The sequence below is a fragment of the Enterobacter cloacae complex sp. HYC074_NIDB genome (assembly GCF_056673345.1).
In genome coordinates, this window is sequence record NZ_CP114214.1 from 1,969,248 (window position 1) to 1,985,807 (window position 16,560).

General features: G+C 55.3%; 14 protein-coding genes. 6 read left to right on the forward strand and 8 right to left on the reverse strand.

Annotated features, from left to right (window positions below; all coding sequences use genetic code 11):
- Nucleotides 1-6: 6 nt before the first annotated feature.
- Together O1724_RS09740 and yeaG are read right to left on the reverse strand one after the other, a co-directional pair.
- Nucleotides 7-1,290: a YeaH/YhbH family protein gene (locus tag O1724_RS09740; protein ID WP_023299884.1), complete on the reverse strand. Its 1,284-nt coding sequence runs from the start codon at nucleotides 1,288-1,290 to the stop codon at nucleotides 7-9.
- An 89-nt stretch (nucleotides 1,291-1,379) separates the two neighbouring features.
- Nucleotides 1,380-3,314, reverse strand: a complete 1,935-nt coding sequence (gene yeaG, locus O1724_RS09745) for a protein kinase YeaG (protein ID WP_006809140.1) — start codon at nucleotides 3,312-3,314, stop codon at nucleotides 1,380-1,382.
- Between the two features lie 432 nt (nucleotides 3,315-3,746).
- Here yeaG and O1724_RS09750 point away from each other — a divergent pair, with 432 nt between their 5' ends.
- Nucleotides 3,747-4,493, forward strand: a complete 747-nt coding sequence (locus O1724_RS09750) for a MipA/OmpV family protein (RefSeq protein ID WP_022650867.1) — start codon at nucleotides 3,747-3,749, stop codon at nucleotides 4,491-4,493.
- 66 nt (nucleotides 4,494-4,559) lie between these two features.
- Here O1724_RS09750 and O1724_RS09755 read toward each other — a convergent pair whose 3' ends face one another.
- Nucleotides 4,560-5,444 (reverse strand): D-hexose-6-phosphate mutarotase, encoded by an 885-nt coding sequence (locus O1724_RS09755; RefSeq protein ID WP_063869517.1) that lies wholly within the window; start codon nucleotides 5,442-5,444, stop codon nucleotides 4,560-4,562.
- Between the two features lie 74 nt (nucleotides 5,445-5,518).
- A complete protein-coding gene (gene gapA, locus O1724_RS09760) occupies nucleotides 5,519-6,514 on the reverse strand; it encodes a glyceraldehyde-3-phosphate dehydrogenase (protein ID WP_006809136.1) in 996 nt (331 codons plus the stop codon).
- A 341-nt stretch (nucleotides 6,515-6,855) separates the two neighbouring features.
- Between gapA and msrB the strand changes: the two genes are divergently transcribed.
- Complete coding sequence (gene msrB, locus O1724_RS09765) at nucleotides 6,856-7,269, forward strand: peptide-methionine (R)-S-oxide reductase MsrB (protein ID WP_003857865.1); 414 nt, start codon at nucleotides 6,856-6,858, stop codon at nucleotides 7,267-7,269.
- A 41-nt stretch (nucleotides 7,270-7,310) separates the two neighbouring features.
- Nucleotides 7,311-7,589: a YeaC family protein gene (locus tag O1724_RS09770; protein WP_003857863.1), complete on the forward strand. Its 279-nt coding sequence runs from the start codon at nucleotides 7,311-7,313 to the stop codon at nucleotides 7,587-7,589.
- A gap of 60 nt (nucleotides 7,590-7,649) precedes the next feature.
- On the opposite strand, the gene chiD is transcribed toward O1724_RS09770, so the two are convergent.
- The 4 genes from chiD to sppA all read right to left on the reverse strand — a co-directional run bounded on the left by chiD (nucleotide 7,650) and on the right by sppA (nucleotide 12,712).
- Nucleotides 7,650-8,906 (reverse strand): chitinase ChiD, encoded by a 1,257-nt coding sequence (chiD, locus tag O1724_RS09775; protein ID WP_022650869.1) that lies wholly within the window; start codon nucleotides 8,904-8,906, stop codon nucleotides 7,650-7,652.
- A gap of 219 nt (nucleotides 8,907-9,125) precedes the next feature.
- Entirely contained in the window at nucleotides 9,126-9,767 is a 642-nt protein-coding gene (gene pncA, locus O1724_RS09780) for a bifunctional nicotinamidase/pyrazinamidase (RefSeq protein WP_032658145.1), read from the reverse strand.
- 9 nt (nucleotides 9,768-9,776) lie between these two features.
- Nucleotides 9,777-10,793: an asparaginase gene (gene ansA / locus O1724_RS09785; RefSeq protein WP_023303507.1), complete on the reverse strand. Its 1,017-nt coding sequence runs from the start codon at nucleotides 10,791-10,793 to the stop codon at nucleotides 9,777-9,779.
- A 62-nt stretch (nucleotides 10,794-10,855) separates the two neighbouring features.
- Nucleotides 10,856-12,712 (reverse strand): signal peptide peptidase SppA, encoded by a 1,857-nt coding sequence (gene sppA, locus O1724_RS09790; protein WP_126296644.1) that lies wholly within the window; start codon nucleotides 12,710-12,712, stop codon nucleotides 10,856-10,858.
- Between the two features lie 167 nt (nucleotides 12,713-12,879).
- Between sppA and O1724_RS09795 the strand changes: the two genes are divergently transcribed.
- The 3 genes from O1724_RS09795 (at nucleotide 12,880) to O1724_RS09805 (ending at nucleotide 16,503) form a co-directional block, all read left to right on the forward strand.
- The gene (locus tag O1724_RS09795; RefSeq protein WP_126296643.1) at nucleotides 12,880-13,431 is read left to right on the forward strand and encodes an NAD(P)H nitroreductase; all 552 of its coding nucleotides are present in this window, start codon (nucleotides 12,880-12,882) and stop codon (nucleotides 13,429-13,431) included.
- 116 nt (nucleotides 13,432-13,547) lie between these two features.
- Nucleotides 13,548-14,591 (forward strand): selenide, water dikinase SelD, encoded by a 1,044-nt coding sequence (gene selD, locus O1724_RS09800; protein ID WP_045330569.1) that lies wholly within the window; start codon nucleotides 13,548-13,550, stop codon nucleotides 14,589-14,591.
- Nucleotides 14,592-14,595: 4 nt separating this feature from the next.
- Nucleotides 14,596-16,503 carry a DNA topoisomerase III gene (locus tag O1724_RS09805; protein ID WP_126296642.1) on the forward strand — a complete coding sequence of 636 codons (1,908 nt, stop codon included), beginning with the start codon at nucleotides 14,596-14,598 and terminating at the stop codon, nucleotides 16,501-16,503.
- The last annotated feature ends 57 nt before the right edge of the window (nucleotides 16,504-16,560 follow it).

A 16,560-nucleotide genomic window follows, 5' to 3' on the forward strand; every position in this document is an offset into this window, starting at 1 on the left:
TAACATTTAATTAGAGGTTGTAGAACTCTGCTTCTGGAACAGTTCCCGGAAGACCGGATAGATGTCATCCTGGTCACGAATGTGCTGCATCGCAAAGTTATCAAACATCGCTTGCAGATGCTCATACTCACGCCATAGCGTCTGGTGGGCGCGACGGGTAATTTCAATGTAGCTGTAGTAACGCACCACCGGCAGGATCTTCTTCGCCAGAATTTCATGACACAGCGGCGAGTCATCCGCCCAGTTATCGCCATCCGATGCCTGCGCGGCGTAGATGTTCCACTGCGCCGGATCGTAGCGCTCCTTCACTACCTCATCCATCAGCTTCAGGGCGCTCGACACGATGGTGCCACCGGTCTCCTGCGAGTAGAAGAACTCATGTTCATCCACCTCTTTCGCCTGAGTGTGATGGCGGATGTAGACCACCTCCACGTTCTTATACGTTCTGCTCAGGAACAGATAGAGCAGAATATAAAAACGCTTAGCCATATCCTTGGTGGCCTGATCCATTGAACCTGACACGTCCATCAGGCAGAACATCACCGCCTGGCTGGAAGGCTCAGGGCGTTTTTCGTAGTTCTTGTAGCGCAGGTCGAACGTGTCGATAAACGGCACCCGGTCGATCTTCGCCCGCAGTTCGGCAATCTCTTTTCGCAGGCGCTCCTCTTCCAGCAGTTGCGCCGGTTCCGTGTTTTCCACTACTTTCAGGCTGGTTTCCAGCTCGCGCAGTTCGCGCCGTTTGCCTGCCGTCATCGCCGTGCGTCGCGCCAGCGAGTTTTGCAGTGAACGCACCACGCTGATGTTGGCGGGCACCCCATTTGCGGTATAGCCCGCACGATGGGTTTTGTATTCGTTGAGCTGACGGTGCTGATTCTTTCTCAGATTCGGCAGGGCCAGATCCTCAAACAGCAGATCGAGATATTCGTCTTTTGAAATCTGGAAGACAAACTCATCCTGGCCTTCTCCGTCCTGGCTGGCTTGCCCCTGACCGCTGCCAGAACCGCCGCCTCCGCCTTGGGGTCGCTCGATTCTGTCATTCTGGACGAAGTGGTCATTACCTGGGTGTACACGATGGCGAAGGCCGCCACGCCCCTGATGAAACATCGGTTCGCTGATGTCATCGTTGGGGATGGAGACGGATTCGCCGCTGTCGACGTCGGTCACCGAGCGTTTGTTGATGGCCTCGGAGATCGACTGTTTAATTTGCGCTTTATAACGGCGCAAGAAGCGCTGGCGATTCACCGTGCTCTTGTTTTTGCCGTTAAGACGCCGGTCAATAAACCAGGTCATATATCCCCCGTACTGCATTTGCCAACTTGCAGCGTCCGTAAGTGCCGGACATTTTGTTGGCCCGGTAAGCGCGTTACCGGGCACTTGTTTTAAGACGATTTACGCACGCGCAGATACCATTCACAAAGCAGGCGGACCTGTTTGCGCGTATAGCCTTTTTCCATCATACGGTCGACAAAATCGTCGTGCTTTTTCTGCTCGTCGGTTGAGGTTTTGGCGTTGAACGAGATAACCGGCAACAGCTCTTCCGTGTTAGAGAACATTTTCTTCTCTATAACGGTGCGCAGTTTTTCGTAGCTGGTCCAGTTCGGATTGCGGCCGTTGTTATGCGCTCTGGCGCGCAGCACGAAGTTCACAATCTCGTTTCGGAAGTCTTTCGGGTTGCTGATCCCGGCTGGTTTCTCGATTTTTTCAAGTTCCGCGTTCAGGGATTCACGGTCAAACAGCTGGCCGGTATCCGGGTCGCGATACTCCTGATCCTGGATCCAGAAGTCAGCGTAAGTGACGTACCGGTCGAAGATGTTCTGGCCGTATTCGGAATAGGATTCCAGATAGGCGGTCTGGATCTCTTTGCCAATGAACTCGGCGTATTTCGGGATCAGGTAGCCTTTCAGGAACTCCAGGTAGCGTTCAGCCTGCTCCTGTGGGAACTGTTCACGTTCAATTTGCTGTTCCAGCACGTAGAACAGATGTACCGGGTTGGCGGCCACCTCCGCGTGGTCGAAGTTAAATACGCGGGAGAGGATCTTAAACGCGAAACGCGTCGACAGACCGTTCATCCCTTCGTCGACCCCGGCGTAATCGCGGTATTCCTGGTACGATTTCGCTTTCGGGTCGGTATCCTTCAGGCTTTCGCCGTCATACACGCGCATTTTTGAGTAGATGCTGGAGTTTTCCGGCTCTTTCAGGCGCGACAGGATCGAGAAGCGCGACAGCGTTTCCAGCGTTCCCGGTGCGCAAGGGGCATGGACCAGCTCACTGTGGTTGAGCAATTTTTCGTAAATCTTGATCTCCTCGGAGATCCGCAGGCAATAAGGCACTTTGACGATGTACACACGGTCAAGGAACGCCTCATTGTTTTTGTTGTTACGGAAGGTCACCCATTCAGATTCGTTAGAGTGGGCAAGGATAATCCCGTTAAACGGCAGGGCGGAAATACCTTCCGTCCCGTTGTAGTTCCCCTCCTGGGTGGCGGTCAGCAGCGGATGCAGCACTTTGATCGGTGCTTTAAACATCTCGACGAATTCCATAATCCCCTGGTTGGCACGGCACAGCGCACCGGAATAGCCGTAGGCATCCGGGTCGTTTTGCGCGTGATGCTCCAGCTTACGGATATCGACTTTACCCACCAGCGCCGAGATATCCTGGTTGTTCTCGTCACCGGGTTCTGTTTTGGCAATGGCGATCTGCTCGAGGATAGACGGCCACACTTTCACGACGCGGAATTTGGTGATGTCCCCGCCAAACTCGTGCAGACGTTTTGCCGCCCACGGCGACATGATCGTACCGAGATAGCGATGCGGAATGCCAAACTCTTTTTCCAGAATTTGCGCATCCTCTTGCGGATTAAACAGGCACAGCGGATGGTCATTGACCGGGCTGCGCTCGCCGTTGGCGCTCAGCACATAGATCGGCACGCGCTGCATCAGCGCTTTCAGCCGTTCAGCCAGGGAGGATTTACCCCCACCGACAGGACCCAGCAGGTAAAGGATCTGCTTCTTCTCTTCCAGCCCCTGAGCGGCATGCTTCAGGTAGGAGACGATCTGCTCAATGGCATCTTCCATGCCATAGAACTCTTCAAACGCCGGGTATCGGGCGACCACCCGATTCGAAAAGAGACGGGAAAGCCGTGGCTCCAGGGCAGTATCAACCATGTTTGGCTCACCAATAGCCATCAATAGCCGTTCTGCCGCATTGGCATAGGCACTGCGATCTTGCCGACAAATGGTAAGAAACTCCTGCAGTGTGAACTCTTCGTCCTTGGCAGCTTCGTAGCGCTGGCGATAGTGATCGAATATATTCATGGCATGCCGTCCTTTCGTTTTTTAGCACAGGATAAGAGCCGTTCGTATGAGTAGTGGAGGCTCCCGGAAGAGAATTTTTCGCACCTCACTGCCAGAGCAGCAACCTGTGTGCCAGGTCGAAGGCTATGAACCGCAGGGTGTTCAGCAAAACCTCTTCTTAAATTAAAGCGTAGATGGCAATTGCAAAACTTGCATACGGATAAAATCTACTTTCAATGACATATCAATAACTCATCCAAAAATTTCCACTGCGGTTATAAGCGAAAAGCGGGTTTTTCATTTATCGGTCACATAAATGAAAGCGGGATGTCATCTGAAAAATGAAAAATAACGGGTTAATCAAACGGATTAGTGCGCAAAAAATTTTGGGATGTACGGGAATGGCGGTTACACTTCACCCGCTGATTATTTGACTACAGGAAAGAATGGATTGTGACCAAACTCAAACTTCTGGCATTGGGCATCCTTGCCGCTACCGCAGCGAGCACCGTACAGGCTGAGAGCCAGTGGACTGTTGGCGCGGGTGCTGGCGTGATTAACAGCCCGTACAAGCAGTATGACCGCGACGTTTATCCTGTCCCCGTTGTCACCTATGAAGGCGATAACTTCTGGTTCCGTGGGTTGGGCGGCGGCTACTATCTGTGGAACGATACGGCCGATAAGCTCTCCATCATGGCCTATTACGACCCAACGCACTTTAAACCAGGCGACAGCGACAGCAATGCGCTTCGTCAACTGGACAAACGCAGAAGCTCACTGATGGCGGGGCTTTCTTACGTCCATAATACCGAGTATGGCTTCCTGCGCACTGCGCTGGCGGGCGATACCCTGGACAACAGCAACGGCTTCATCTGGGATCTGGCGTGGCTTTACCGCTATACCAACGGCGCAGTGACGCTGACGCCGGGTATCGGTGTGCAGTACAGCAGCGAAAATTACAACGACTACTACTATGGCGTGTCTAAAGCGGAGTCTCGCCGCAGTGGTTTGAATAGCTACAGCGCGGATGATGGCTGGGACCCGTACCTGGAACTCACCGCATCGTATAACTTCCTCGGTGACTGGAATGTGTACGGTACTGGCCGTTACATTCGTCTGAGCGATGAAGTGAAAGACAGCCCGATGGTCGACAAGTCCTGGTCTGGCATCTTCTCTGTAGGTGTGACCTACAAGTTCTGACCAGAACGTAATGCATTAAAACGGGGCGCTTGCGCCCCGTTTGTTTTTTATGATGCCTGAACAATATTAGCGCTTCACAATCTTGATCGTCTGGCCTAAGCGGGACGGTTTTTCTTCGCTGGTTTTCTGCGGCGCGGTCACGCACGCGGTTTCCACGCAGACGAAGGTCTTGTAACCGTCATCCGGGATATCCGCCATGCTGACGGAAAGGGCAGGGCCCGGGTTCCAGCCCACTACGTTGCTGTGGTGGTGATGAACCACATCAATACCGCGGTTCAGCGCGCTGTCGTGAATGACGCTACAGGCTTCCGGGTGCAGGTATACGCGGTCGGTACGATCCGGGAAAGTCTGCACGCCGTCGTCCAGCTTGCCTTCTTTCGCGTTATCCACTTTGTCGATAAAGGTATCGCCAAGTCCGCTCACCTTAACGGCCTGAATGTCGCCTACGTTGAAATAGGTGTGCAGGGCGGACGTAGTTTCGAATTCGCCGTGCGCTTCCAGTTCAATCTCGCAGGTTTTACCCAGCTTGAAGCGGGCATACAGGGTGAATTCATGTGGCCACAGGGCGCGCGTTTCATCATTCGCCTGGAGCTCAAAGGTCAACACCGCGCCGTTTTCATCTTCGTTGTGGGCTTTCAGCGTCCACTGCTGGTTACGGGCGAAACCGTGAGACGGTAATCCCTGCTGCTCTGACGGGCCAAACCATGGCCAGCAAATCGGTACGCCGCCGCGGATCGCCGCCCCTCTTTTGAACGAGGTGGCCTCGCTCAGCCACAGGCCTTCTTCTTCACCTTCTGGTTTCCAGGATAGCAGGTGGGCGCCATTGAGCGCGACGGAGGCTTTAACGCGCGGATGATCAACGACGATGATATCGGCACCGTCAATCTGACGGCGGGAGAGCACAGGGGTAAGTTGTTCGACTACCGGAAGTGCAAAAATTTTATTAATCATTAAGCAATCCTCTGTCTAAAAACAATAAAAAAGGCGACCGAAGTCGCCTTTTAGGATCAAGCACTCATCTCAACTTATTTGGAGATGTGAGCGATCAGGTCCAGTACTTTGTTAGAGTAGCCAGTTTCGTTGTCGTACCAGGAAACCAGTTTCACGAAGTTGTCGTTCAGTGCGATACCTGCTTTAGCATCGAACACGGAAGTGCACACTTCGCCGTTGAAATCGGTAGATACAACGTCGTCTTCGGTGTAACCCAGAACGCCTTTCATTGGGCCTTCGGAAGCAGCTTTGATTGCTTTCTTAATTTCTTCATAAGAAGCAGCTTTTTCCAGACGAACGGTCAGGTCAACAACGGATACGTTAGGAGTTGGAACGCGGAACGCCATACCAGTCAGTTTGCCATTCAGTTCTGGCAGTACTTTACCTACTGCTTTAGCAGCACCGGTAGAAGATGGGATGATGTTCTGAGCCGCGCCACGGCCGCCGCGCCAGTCTTTGTGAGACGGGCCATCAACGGTTTTCTGAGTAGCGGTGGTTGCGTGAACGGTAGTCATCAGACCTTCGATGATGCCGAAGTTGTCGTTGATAACTTTAGCCAGCGGTGCCAGGCAGTTGGTGGTGCAGGATGCGTTGGAAACGATGTCCTGGCCAGCGTAAGTTTCGAAGTTTGCACCGCGAACGAACATTGGGGTGTTGTCTTTGGAAGGACCAGTCAGAACAACTTTCTTCGCACCCGCAGTGATGTGTTTACGTGCAGTTTCGTCGGTCAGGAAGATACCGGTAGCTTCAGCTACAACGTCAACACCGATTTCGTTCCATTTCAGGTTAGCTGGGTCTTTCTCAGCAGTAACGCGGATGGTTTTGCCGTTAACAACCAGGTGGCCGTCTTTCACTTCAACGGTGCCGTCGAAACGACCGTGAGTTGAGTCGTACTTCAGCATGTACGCCATGTATTCAGCGTCCAGGAGATCGTTGATACCAACGATTTCGATGTCAGAACGTTTCTGAGCAGCACGGAAAACAATACGGCCGATACGGCCAAAACCGTTGATACCTACTTTGATAGTCATATATTCCACCAGCTATTTGTTAGTGAATAAAAGGTTGCCTGTAAAATTACAAAAACCTTACGCAGCGTCAAGCGGAATCGTGTCAATTATTGCGACAAATCAATCCTGTGACTAACGTTTGTGCGACTGACTCGCCTCACTTTCCCTTTGAGCTAGCAACCACATGGGGGCTGCGCCCGGAATTTTAAAGGCCTCGCAGGATTAAAATGTGAAATTGATCACAATTGCCTGACCGCCTTTTCGCGACACATAAGTTTAGAACAAAAGTGCACGCGCGGGTGTTAATGTTTTGTTAGAATCTGGGTTAAAAGATGTCTGTTTCAACAGCGAGATGTAAGCATATGTCGAACCAACGTAACCCCGACGATTTGAAAAAAAACCTTACAGAGATGCAGTTTTACGTGACGCAAAATCACGGCACAGAACCGCCGTTTTCCGGGCGTTTGCTGCACAATAAACGGGAAGGCGTCTACCACTGCCTGGTGTGTGATGCACCGCTGTTTAACTCCCAGACGAAGTACGATTCTGGCTGCGGCTGGCCGAGTTTTTACGAGCCTGTCAGCGATGATGCGATCCGCTACCTGACGGACACCTCGCACGGCATGGTGCGCACCGAAATTCGTTGCGGGAACTGCGACGCCCATCTCGGGCATGTCTTCCCGGATGGCCCGCAGCCGACGGGGGAGCGTTTCTGCGTAAATTCGGCTTCCATGAGCTTTACCGATGATGAAAACGGCGACCAGACCAAGGGTTGAAAAAACGATTCAGCAAATTATTCCTTTGAAAGGGAGAGATCATGAATATTGATGACATGATTGCAGGTATGACCCCGGAGGTTTATCAGCGTCTGGTGACGGCCGTTGAGTTGGGAAAATGGCCGGACGGTGTGGCGCTCACACCTGAGCAAAAAGAGAACAGCTTGCAGCTGGTGATGCTGTGGCAGGCGCGTCACAATACCGACGCCCAGCACATGACCATCGACACTAACGGTCAGATGGTGATGAAAAGCAAGCGCGAGTTGAAAGAAGACTTCGGCATCACGCCGAAGCCGATTGCGACGATGAAAATGCAATAACGGTGCGGGTTTATGCCCTCACCCAACCCTCTCCCAAAGGGAGAGGGCTTGATTGTCTTACTACTGATGCGGGATCCCAAGCGACTCCGCCAGCTGTTTCGCGAGCTGGTTTTCGTCGTCAGCCCCATACTCCCAGAACATGGCGCCGGCAAGTCCTTTCTCCTTGATGTAATCCGCTTTGATCGCCACGGAGCGCGGGTTCTCATAGGAAATCGCAAACAGCGCCTTCCCGTCGGCGGATTTCACCGACAGCCACGGCACCTTCGCCTGTTCGTCCCAGTGCTCGGTAAAGCGTTTTTGCGGATCGTTCAGCAGCTTGCGGACGATATCGTTGTATTTCACATAGGTATCTTTGGTCAGATCATAGCCAAGCGATTTGAACAGGCTCAGTTCCTGCGGCCCGAAGTAGGGCTGCGTCACCGGATTGTTTTGCGCGTCTGGTTTGCTCCAGTCGATCCCTGGCTCTACGGCACGTTTCGGCACGCGCCCATAGAAACCAATTCCGAGATTCATCTGCTGCGGCTTCAGCCCGGCGGCCAGATAGTTATTCACCACAAACTCGACGCTGTATTTGTCTGCGGCAGCTACCGTTGGCCAGTCGCTGGAGTCATACAGATTCGCGTTAAAATACTGAGTACCGTACGCCATGTCGTAGGTCATCAGGTTGATGTAATCGAGCAGGGGGGCAATAGCTTTCACATCCACCCAGCTTTTCGGACTTTCCGCATTCGCGCCCACCGCAATCGTGACCAGCTTTTTCTTACCAAACGCGTCACGCATCTCTTTTAACAGCGCGGTGAAATTATCCCGGTCGGCAGGGGTGCTTTCGACAAGTCCCCACGCGCCGTTGACCGGATATTCCCAGTCCAGGTCGATCCCGTCCAGGCCGTATTGACTGACGATCTCCTGCGCGGAGCGAATAAACACCGCGCGACTCTCTTTGGTTGCCGCTGCGCCAGAAAAACCACGCGCCCCCCAGCCGCCAACGGAAAGCAGGACTTTCAGGTTCGGGTTTTGTTTACGAAGCTGAGGAAGTAACGCCAGATCGGATGCCACCTTAGGCGATAACCAGATTTGATGCAGTTTTGCCGGATCTTTCAGCGCGGCGTTGGTTTCGTCTTTCTCGTTGTTATAGACCAGACCAAACGAGTAGTTGAGGTGGGTGATCTGGCGGACGTCCAGTTTATTAATATCGCCACCCGGTCCGGCGGTAACATCGCCACCCCCATTGAAGTAACCCACGGACATCAGGGGCGCGGCGGAAGCCAGTGACGCGCAAAGCAAGGGTAATGCTGCCAGCAAGGGCAAACGTTTCATATAATTTCCTCTTTGACTGAACAAAAATAACCACGCCACAGAAAAGGCGTGGCGAAAAAACAGCCTGAAGAGAATAGCATCGCCGTTTCGCTTGTGATGCGAGGGAGTTCACTTTATGGGGATTGGGGAAGAAATGCCGGGTGGCGCTGACGCTTACCCGGTCTACAAAACCAGAGAAAGTAGGCCGGGTAAGGCTAAGCCGTCACCCGGCTAAAAAGCTTACGCCTGCGTCTCCATCCAGTCAGCCAGCGTATACAGCGTTGCGCCTTCTGCGGCCATATCCATAAACGCCTGAGCGCTGTCATGCGGCTGAATATTTACCCCGCGACAGCCGTCGGTGATGACATTCACGGTATAGCCCAACTGGAGCGCATCCAGCACGGTGAACTTCACGCAGTAATCCGTCGCCAGGCCCAGCACAATCAGCTCGGTGATCTCATGGTGGCGCAACCACGCGTCCAGCGCCGTCTTCTGACGATGACCGTTATCAAAGAACGCGCTGTAGCTGTCGATGGTGGGGTTTTCACCTTTGTGGAACACCGCGTCGATGGCCTTCTGGTTCAGCAGCGGATGCAGCTCAGCGCCTTCCGTCTGCTGCACGCAGTGATCGGGCCAGAAGGTTTGTGCCAGCCCGTCCAGTTCGCCCTGGCTGTAAGGCTCAACGTTGTGCTGGCTGGCAAAGCTGCCGTGGTTTGCCGGATGCCAGTCCTGACTCGCCAACACCGCTTCACCACGAGCTTTACACCACGCAATCAGCGAATTCGCGACGTCTACGGTGCTGTCGCCTTCCGCGACGGCCAGTGCACCACCCGCACAGAAATCATTTTGCAAATCGACCAGTAACAGGGCGCGTTGCTTCATGGGATCTCCTTATTCGTCCGGCGTCAGTTCACCGCGCAGGTTTTGCATCATGGCGCGGCGAATGGAATCAATATCCAGATCCTGACTCAGTAAATAGTGAAGTTTAGTCAGCGTTGCCTCAACGGTCATATCGAAACCACTTATCACGCCTGCGTGAGCCAGAGCATTACCGGTGGCGTAGCCGCCCATATTGACCTTGCCGGACATACACTGGGTGAGGTTGACCACCACAATCCCGCGATCGCTCGCCTCCTGAAGCTCTTTCAGGAACTCACCGTTCTGCGGGGCGTTACCCACACCATAGGAGCGCAGGATCAGCGCCTTCACCGGCTGGCGCAGGAAGTTGCGCACCACGTCGGCGGAGATCCCCGGATAAATCGTCACCACGCCAATCGGCTGCGGGGTGATCGGATGAACGATCAGCTCGCCTGCCGTATTTGGTGCGGGCGGCGTGCCCAGACGACGGATATGGATCCCCGCTTCCAGCAGCGGTTGCAGGTTAGGTGAGGCAAAAGCGTCAAAGCCATCGGCGTGCGCTTTAGTGGTACGGTTCCCGCGGTACAGTCGGTTGTTGAAGAAAAGCGTTACCTCGTTGATCGGGTAATTAGCGGCCACGTACAGAGAGTTAAGCAGGTTGATCTGCCCGTCTGAACGCAGTTCCGCCAGCGGGATCTGCGAACCGGTCACGATGACGGGCTTGCTCAGGTTCTCCAGCATGAAGGAGAGCGCCGAGGCGGTGAACGCCATGGTGTCGGTACCGTGAAGGATCACGAAGCCGTCGTACTGGTCGTAATGGGCTTTAATATCATCCGCAATATGCTGCCAGTCTTCCGGCGTCATGTCGGAGGAGTCCATCAGCGGCTCATATTCGTGGATGGTAAAGTCCGGCATTTCCGGACGGTGAAATTCAGGCATCAGCGCCAGCTGGCGCTGCAAGTGGCCGGAAACCGGGATATAGCCATTTTCTGAGCGCTGCATACCGATGGTACCGCCGGTATAGGCGACATATATTGATTTCTTCTGCATGGTAATGAGTTCTTGTTCTTCAAAAGAAAAAATCCCCTCTTCACGGGAAGAGGGGACGGTTTTTAACGCACGTTCGCGCAGGTCAGGCAAAACGCGTAACGGCTCTGTGGATCATTAAAGGCTGCGAGCTTGTCGCTCTCCGCTTTCATGGCTTTCGCCGCGGTCGCCACCGGCGCCGGCAGATAAGCCTGAAGCGCGTCCGGCAGCATGGCACGGACGGAGCCGGACATGCTGTCCATGACCATATCGAAGAACGTCGGTTCGTCCTGATAATAGTCCACGTGCCACTGCTTGAGCTTCGCCAGTTCCGCCGCTTTCTTCACGGCGTCGTCGAAGTCACCCAGGCTGTCTACCAGACCGTTGCTCTTCGCATCCTGGCCGGTCCAGACGTGGCCCTGCGCGATCTGGTCAATCTGGTCTGGCGTCTTTTTACGGGAGTCCGCAACCAGCGTGATGAAACGTTTATAGCCACTCTCAATGCTGAGCTGCATCATCTCAGACACCTCAGGCGGCAGGGATTTGGTAACGGACACGTCTGCCAGCGGCGAGGTGGAAACGCCGTCGGTGTGGACGCCGAGATAATCCAGGCTGTTCTCAACGGTGTTGATCACACCGAAGATGCCAATCGAGCCGGTCAGCGTGCTTGGGTTAGCCACGATGTAGTTGGCTGGCGTCGAGATCCAGTACCCCCCGGAAGCCGCCATGCCGCCCATCGAGACCACTACCGGCTTGCCTGCGGCGCGCGCGGCGGCCAGTTCAGCACGGATCACTTCAGAGGCGCTGACGCTGCCGCCAGGGCTGTTCACCCTCAGGACAATTGCCTTCACTTTCGGATCCAGGCGCGCATCGCGGATCTGCGACGCGGTGGTGTCCCCGCCGACGTTCCCCGGCGTTTCTTCCCCGTCCATAATGGCCCCGTTAGCAAACACCACGGCGATGCTGTCACCGCTGTCGTCCGATTTTTTCGCGGCGTAGTCATACATGCTGATGGCGCTGTAGTTTTTGTCCCCTTTACTCCAGCCGAACTGTTTGGTCAGCGCTTTTTCAATTTCAGCGCTGGAACCCAGCTGATCGACCAGTTTGTTATCAAGCGCGTATTTCGCTGTATCGCCGTCCACCTTGCGCAGGCCGTCCAGCACGCCGCGCGCGCCCGGAAAGACCTGCTCAGCGGTAATCTGACGGTTAGCGGCAATGGTGCCGAGGTAGTTCTGCCACAGCTCGCCAATCCAGCGGCTGTCCGCTTCACGAGCGGCAGGGGACATATCATCGCGGATAAACGGCTCCACGGCGGATTTATAGGTCCCGACGCGGAAGACGTGGGTAGTGACCTTCAGCTTGTCGAGTAGCGATTTGTAGTACAGACCGTTAGTGGCGAAGCCATGCAGATCGACCGTGCCCTGTGGCGAAAGCCAGATCTTATTGGCAAAGCTCGCCAGATAATATTGCCCCTGGGTGTAGCTGTCGCCAATGGCAATAACCGGTTTACCGCTGTCGCGAAATTCGCGCAGCGCTTTACCGATGTACTGCATTGACGGCTGATCGGCGCCGGCAAAATCTTTCAGGTCCAACACGATACCGGTAATGTTACGATCGTCTTTGGCCTGACGGATGGTGTCGACAATATCAAACAAGGAGTTTTCCTGGAGACGGTCTGACGTTGCGCCGAACAGCTGGCGGCCAATCACGCCCAGACGGTTGCTGGTCGATGGCTTATCAACAATCACCCCGGTGATATCGAGTAACAGTGCGCCGCGCGTCGAATGCTGCGACTGGTTTGCGTTGCTGATATGCATCCAGATACCAGCGCATACCAGGACCAGGAAGATGAAAAAGATGTTCATCACCAGGTTGCGGACGAAGTTGAGCAGTCGCCACGTCCATTTAAAGAAACCGGCAAAGATTCGCCAAAGGGTTCGCATGTATTCTCCCTAACCAGAAAAGGACTGTTTCCGTCGCCACGGGACGGTAATGTGCGGTTATCGTAATGACCCAACCGCCACTTGTCAGCAGGAATCGCCTGCCACGCTGTAACAAATTCTGCTGTCGTGTTAATTTTGTGAGTAAATTTCATGAAAGGAGTTAACCAATGGACGCACTTGAACTGCTTGTTAACCGTCGTAGCGCTTCCCGCCTGGCCGAACCGGCACCCGTCGGCGAGCAGCTGGAAAACATTCTGCGTGCCGGAATGCGTGCGCCGGACCATGGCACATTGCAGCCATGGCACTTCTTTATTATTGAAGGCGAAGGGCGCGACCGCTTCAGCCATCTGCTGGAGCAGGGGGCTGTTGCCGCAGGCCAGGATGAGAAGGGGATTGATAAAGCCCGCAACGCGCCGTTCCGTGCGCCGATGATCATCGCGGTAGTCGCAAAATGCCTGGCCGATCATAAAGTGCCGGTCTGGGAGCAGGAGATGTCTGCCGGTTGCGCGGTAATGGCAATGCAAATGGCCGCCGTCGCGCAGGGCTTCAATGGCATCTGGCGCACCGGACCGCTGACCGAAAGTTCGGTCGTGCGTGATGGCTTTGCCTGTGGCGAGCACGATAAAATTGTCGGCTTCCTCTATCTCGGCACCCCGCAGCTTAAAGCCTCCAGCACCATCAGCGTGCCGGACACCACGCCTTTCGTCAGCCGTTTTTAATTACCCGCGCTAAACTGTCTGGATTCTGAGCATCCGCCGCAGAATTCAGACAGTCATACTTACCTCTTTATGGAATGAGCGCTACCATAGCGCGATTGAGATGACAGGAGACGTCCATGAGCGAGCAAACCATTCGTTTAACGCAATACAGCCACGGAGCCGGTTGCGGTTGTAAAATTTCCCCGAAAGTGCTGGAGACCATCCTGCACAGTGAGCAGGCGAAGTTTGTCGACCCGAACCTGCTTGTCGGTAACGAAACGCGTGACGATGCAGCGGTTTATGACTTAGGTAACGGCACCAGCATTATCAGCACCACTGACTTCTTTATGCCGATTGTCGACAACCCATTCGACTTCGGGCGCATTGCGGCCACCAACGCCATCAGCGATATCTTTGCGATGGGCGGTAAACCGATCATGGCGATCGCCATTCTGGGCTGGCCGATTAACACCCTGCCGCCGGAAATTGCCCGCGACGTGATTGAAGGCGGACGCTTTGCCTGCCAGCAGGCGGGTATTGCCCTGGCCGGTGGTCACTCTATCGATGCGCCGGAGCCGATCTTCGGCCTGGCCGTCACCGGCGTGGTGCCCACCGAACGCGTGAAGCGCAACAGCACGGCGCAACCGGGCTGCAAACTGTTCCTCACCAAGCCGCTGGGCGTTGGCGTACTGACGACCGCAGAGAAAAAGTCCCTGCTGAAGCCCGAGCATATTGGTCTGGCAACGGAAGTGATGTGCCAGATGAACCTCGCCGGTGCGGCATTCGCCAATATCGACGGCGTGAAGGCCATGACCGACGTGACCGGATTTGGTCTGCTGGGGCACCTCTCTGAAGTGTGTCAGGGCGCGGGCGTGCAGGCGCAGATCTGGTATCAGGATGTGCCGAAACTGCCGGGCGTGGAAGAGTACATTGCTCAGGGCGCGGTGCCGGGCGGGACGCAGCGCAACTTCGCCAGCTACGGCCATTTAATGGGCGAAATGCCGGAAGCATGGCGTAACCTGCTGTGCGATCCGCAAACCTCCGGCGGTCTGCTGCTGGCGGTGACGCCGGAAGCTGAAGCTGACGTTCAGGCGACGGCTGCCGAGTTTGGCATCACCCTGACGGCCATCGGTGAGCTGGTGACCGCCCGCGGTGGCCGCCCGATGATTGAGATCCGTTAATTCGATGCGGTTGTTTATTGCCGAAAAGCCGAGTCTGGCGCGAGCCATCGCCGACGTGCTGCCCAAGCCGCATCGCAAAGGTGATGGCTTTATCGAATGCGGTAACGGGCAGGTGGTCACCTGGTGTATCGGTCACCTGCTTGAACAGGCGCAGCCGGATGTCTACGACAGCCGCTACGCCCGCTGGAATCTCAACGATCTGCCGATCGTGCCGGAAAAGTGGCGTCTGCAACCGCGTCCTTCCGTCACCAAACAGCTCAACGTCATTAAGCGTTTCCTGCATGAGGCGACGGAAGTGGTCCACGCGGGTGACCCGGACAGGGAAGGGCAACTGCTGGTCGACGAAGTGTTGGACTACCTGGAGCTGGCACCGGAAAAGCGCCAGCAGGTGCAGCGCTGTTTAATTAACGACCTCAATCCGCAGGCGGTGGAGCGCGCGATCTCGCGCCTGCGCGCCAACAGCGAATTTATTCCCCTGTGTGTCTCCGCGCTGGCACGTGCCCGCGCGGACTGGCTGTACGGGATCAACATGACCCGCGCCTACACCATCCTGGGACGCAATGCGGGCTATCAGGGCGTACTCTCTGTTGGGCGTGTTCAAACCCCGGTGCTGGGGCTGGTGGTGCGTCGCGACGAAGAGATCGAAAATTTCGTCGCCAAAGACTTCTTCGAAGTCAAAGCGCATATCGTCACGCCGAAAGACGAACGCTTTACCGCCGTCTGGCAGCCGAGCGATGCCTGTGAGTCATATCAGGACGAAGAGGGACGGCTGCTGCATCGTCCGCTGGCGGAGCACGTGGTTAACCGCATTACCGGCCAACCCGCGATAGTCACCAGCTATAACGACAAACGGGAATCAGAGCCCGCACCACTGCCGTTCTCCCTTTCGGCGTTGCAGATCGAGGCCGCGAAAAAGTTTGGCCTGAGCGCGCAGAACGTGCTCGATATCTGCCAAAAGCTCTATGAAACCCACAAGCTGATCACCTATCCGCGTTCGGACAGCCGCTATCTGCCGGAGGAACACTTCGCCGGACGCCACTCGGTGATGAACGCCATTGGTGTCCATGCGCCGGATCTGTTGCCGCAACCGGCGGTAAACCCGGATACCCATAACCGCTGCTGGGACGATAAAAAAGTCGATGCCCACCACGCGATAATCCCGACGGCGCGCACCAGCAACGTCAACCTGACCGACAACGAAGCAAAAGTCTATAACCTGATCGCGCGTCAGTATCTGATGCAGTTCTGCCCGGACGCGGTGTTCCGCAAGTGCGTTATCGAACTGGACATTGCCAAAGGCAAATTTATCGCCAAAGCGCGTTTCCTCGCGGAAGCGGGCTGGCGCACGCTGCTCGGCAACAAAGAACGTGACGAAGAGAACGACGGGACGCCGCTGCCGGTCGTGGCCAAAGGCGACGAACTGCTGTGCGAGAAGGGGGAGGTGGTTGAACGACAGACCCAGCCGCCGCGCCACTTCACCGATGCGACGCTGCTTTCGGCCATGACCGGGATCGCCCGTTTTGTGCAGGATAAAGATCTGAAGAAGATCCTCCGCGCCACCGACGGTCTGGGTACGGAGGCGACCCGCGCGGGAATTATCGAATTGCTGTTCAGGCGTGGTTTCCTTGAGAAGAAGGGGCGTTACATCCACTCAACAGAGCCGGGCCGGGCGCTCATCCACTCCCTCCCTGAACTGGCGGCCAGACCGGACATGACCGCGCACTGGGAATCGGTGCTGACGCAGATCAGCGAAAAGCAGTGCCGCTATCAGGACTTTATGCAGCCGCTGGTGGGGACGCTTTATCAGCTGATAGACCAGGCGCGCAGTACGCCGGTGAAGCGCTTCAGAGGGATGGTTGCACCAGGCGCGGGTGCGAAGAAACCGTTTAAAAAGAAGAAAAGCGCGGCCTGATACGCCCGGTTTTCACCCTCTCCCTATGGGAGAGGGCCGGGGTGAGGGCACCCGGCC

Bases quoted from the DNA above. Each gene is read 5' to 3' on its own strand.
- sppA (WP_126296644.1), bottom strand. From the start codon at position 12,712: ATGCGAACCCTTTGGCGAATCTTTGCCGGTTTCTTTAAATGGACGTGG.
- O1724_RS09740 (WP_023299884.1), bottom strand. From the start codon at position 1,290: ATGACCTGGTTTATTGACCGGCGTCTTAACGGCAAAAACAAGAGCACG.
- chiD (WP_022650869.1), bottom strand. From the start codon at position 8,906: ATGAAACGTTTGCCCTTGCTGGCAGCATTACCCTTGCTTTGCGCGTCA.
- selD (WP_045330569.1), top strand. From the start codon at position 13,548: ATGAGCGAGCAAACCATTCGTTTAACGCAATACAGCCACGGAGCCGGT.
- O1724_RS09805 (WP_126296642.1), top strand. From the start codon at position 14,596: ATGCGGTTGTTTATTGCCGAAAAGCCGAGTCTGGCGCGAGCCATCGCC.
- yeaG (WP_006809140.1), bottom strand. From the start codon at position 3,314: ATGAATATATTCGATCACTATCGCCAGCGCTACGAAGCTGCCAAGGAC.
- ansA (WP_023303507.1), bottom strand. From the start codon at position 10,793: ATGCAGAAGAAATCAATATATGTCGCCTATACCGGCGGTACCATCGGT.
- O1724_RS09770 (WP_003857863.1), top strand. From the start codon at position 7,311: ATGAATATTGATGACATGATTGCAGGTATGACCCCGGAGGTTTATCAG.
- O1724_RS09795 (WP_126296643.1), top strand. From the start codon at position 12,880: ATGGACGCACTTGAACTGCTTGTTAACCGTCGTAGCGCTTCCCGCCTG.
- O1724_RS09755 (WP_063869517.1), bottom strand. From the start codon at position 5,444: ATGATTAATAAAATTTTTGCACTTCCGGTAGTCGAACAACTTACCCCT.
- pncA (WP_032658145.1), bottom strand. From the start codon at position 9,767: ATGAAGCAACGCGCCCTGTTACTGGTCGATTTGCAAAATGATTTCTGT.
- gapA (WP_006809136.1), bottom strand. From the start codon at position 6,514: ATGACTATCAAAGTAGGTATCAACGGTTTTGGCCGTATCGGCCGTATT.
- msrB (WP_003857865.1), top strand. From the start codon at position 6,856: ATGTCGAACCAACGTAACCCCGACGATTTGAAAAAAAACCTTACAGAG.